At 46.9% G+C, this 2,845-nt stretch carries 4 protein-coding genes; all 4 read right to left on the bottom strand.

Annotated elements, in window-relative coordinates:
- Positions 1 to 616, bottom strand: a 616-nt coding sequence (locus HQM11_21340) for a hypothetical protein (protein ID MBF0353585.1), incomplete at its 3' end; no start/stop codon positions are given.
- Positions 617 to 715: 99 nt separating this feature from the next.
- Positions 716 to 1,132, bottom strand: coding sequence for a hypothetical protein (locus tag HQM11_21345; protein MBF0353586.1), 417 nt, complete (start codon positions 1,130 to 1,132; stop codon positions 716 to 718).
- Positions 1,133 to 1,228: 96 nt separating this feature from the next.
- On the bottom strand, positions 1,229 to 1,783 hold the full coding sequence (locus HQM11_21350; GenBank protein ID MBF0353587.1) for a hypothetical protein: 555 nt from the start codon (positions 1,781 to 1,783) through the stop codon (positions 1,229 to 1,231).
- Between the two features lie 516 nt (positions 1,784 to 2,299).
- A partial coding sequence (locus HQM11_21355) for a hypothetical protein (protein ID MBF0353588.1) occupies positions 2,300 to 2,845 on the bottom strand: 546 nt, incomplete at its 5' end.

Genomic DNA, 2,845 nt, shown 5'->3' on the forward strand with positions numbered 1-2,845 from the left:
GTTCGGCGGAATTACTCAAATGCAGGTTGTCATGCTTGCCGGAACCGAATCTCAGGGCATCTTTTCCTGCCAACAAATACCAGTTGGAAAGATTGAGCACCAGGTATCCGGTATGCAACGTCACATCCGTGTATGATTCAATTTCCCTGGGGTAGCGAAAACTCCCGCTGGTGGAAGGTTGACTTGCGCCTTCGGGATGATTCGTCAACGACTGATTCTCATGCCATGCATAATGAGGCTCCAGCCACAATGAAAGATATCGTGAAACCAGTCCCATTTTGGCCGATGCCGTCAGATTACTGCCCTTAGTGATCCAAATTCCTTCCCGATTTTGAACAACCGGCATTTGCGAACTAGCACTGTATTCCGTTTCAACCTGACGCAGAACGCCTTCCACCCAAGGCGTGTCCGATTTATTCTCCCAAGGATCACTCGCCCAAGGCTGAATATCGAGCTGGTAGGAAAGACTGCGAGAGTAGGAGCTGATCCTCAATTCCTGATTTTCCAGATGCTCCCTCTGCCAAAAATCAAGGTCCGTGAATTCAATGGCGCTGTATGCGCTCAAATAACAACAACCATGGATCAGAATGGATAACAGTGCGATTTTGAATTTCATAATAACCCGAATTTGAGGATATACCTGGGACAGGTGAAATGTGAAATTTTGTTATTCCGAGCGTAGCGAGGAATCTTGACTCGTGGAACGAGATCCAGTCTATTTGCCCCAGGCAAACATAAAGCCCAGAATCATAAACGTGGAAGAAACCGTCAAGCCCAAGGACCAGATCATGAAACGATCCATCCGGGCAATCAGTGCATCAAAACGTTTGTCCACCTGTTCAAAACGTTTATCCACCTGTTCAAAACGGTGATTCATTTCTTCCCTGACCAATTTGATTTCCTCCCGAAAATCCTCTCTGCCGCGTTTGGATTCCTCATGAATTTCTTCACGGACCAACTTGATTTCTTCTCGCAGTTCCTGACCCAGATGATGGAAATGATTGCTTTGGGCTTTCAAGACCAGAATCATCATTTCCTCGGAAGATAAGGCCATGCCGTTTCCGGCTTTTTGGATGGTGGCATGGGCTTGAGCATCAAGCCAGCGTTCGAATATGTCATCATTAAACATCATACGCTCCTGTGTTCAAACAAAAAGAAAGGACTCCCTCCCCTTGACGCAAAATGGTGAAAATGCCTTGTACGAAATCAGGTCAACCAGAAATAACGCTCATGCGGCCAGGGTTTCAATCACCTCCCCCCGACGTTGCAGAACCGTGACCCCGTGGTTGAGCGCCAGTTGTTTGACTTCGTCCTCAATAGCAAAGGTGGCAATTCCAAGGTGTTGGCGATAGTGGGAATATTCGGGAAACAGCTTTTTGAAATTGGTTGCCTTTCGTCCCACCAGACGTTCAATATCTTTCGGATGGACATGATATTTGACTTCAATGATAAAAACGTCCTCGCTGTTGACCAGCAGGAGGTCATATTCCTCCTCGACGTTATCGGTATAGTGGGTCACATTCTTTTCAATAAAATCAAATCGTATTCCCTGGAGCGTGAGGTCATGTTTCAGCGAGTTGTAGTAAAACTCTTCTGCCACTTTACCCTGATTGTTCCCCACACCCCCGTACATTTCGGCCAATCGGTCGAGTTTGGCATCGGTTTTAGCCAATTGGGCATCAGTTTTGGCCAATTGGGCATCGGTTTTAGCCAATTGGGCATCGGTTTTGGTTTGCGCCATTACCAGGTTCGCTACAAGGTCCCGCAGTTCATCATCCGTCATCGCAAAACTCCATCGTGAATGTTGAAGCGAATACTTTTAATTTCAGTACTAAAAGTATCTTTGGGGATATGTCTTGTCAAGCTGATGATTTTGATGCATTGGCAGGGCGAACCTATGTGTTTGCCATGATTCTTGGGCAGATACACAGGTCTGCCTACAGCAGGGCTGTTCAGTCCTACGGTAGGACGGAACTACGTGCCCGTCAAACATACGATGTTTGGCCTTTGCGGGGCATGTAATCCCCGCCTACCATCCGGTTGACGCTCAAAATAAGGAGAAATGAACAGCCCTGGCCCCTACAGGATAACGACAAAAACCAAAGAGCCAATCTTTCTTGGGGTGGGATCATTTTGGATTTTGAGACAAGGAGGAAATGTTACAGAAGTTAGGGATTTGATCAGTGGTTATTCATGAAAATGATTCAGGCAGGATCTACAAGGATTGCTTCAACGGAGAGGGGACGTCTGTCAGAACTGGCGTGGGCTATGATGTGAGGAAGGGAACGCTTGGATTACCTCATGAGCCGTTCTGAATCTTGGTGGACGGCTGTGGCTCCCTCGAAAATTGCGTAAGAATCAACTGATGGACGCTCTGGGTTTGAGGAAGAGGAAAAAATTCGGAGGAAATCTCCTGATAAAGCATGAGTCCGTTACGAAAAGGCTGCATGACGCTGAAAGCAAGGACATGGTCCACAAGATCAGGATGCAAGGAACACAACTCCTGTGTCAGCGAAATCCACCCCATCCAATCCAAGGGAGTGTGGGATTTGTTCACTTGTTCTGCGGATAATCCCACAAAATGGGCCACAGCTTGTTGAAAATATTCTTGTGCCAACATTTTTTGTTGAAGCTGCCCATACGCAAGAGCCATGATCAAATAGATTTGGCTCTTCCAGACCGGATCGGATTCCACTTCGTCGCTCCCACCAATCCATTCATGCAATTGTCGAAGGGCTATCTCATATTTTGAGACATGATAATACACGACCGCTATCATGATCTGAATTTTCCGCCGTTGTTGCGGATTCTTCCGGACAAAGGGATCGTCCAATAAACCTTCCAA

This window comes from SAR324 cluster bacterium, assembly GCA_015232315.1.
Lineage (GTDB): Bacteria > SAR324 > SAR324 > SAR324 > NAC60-12 > JADFZZ01.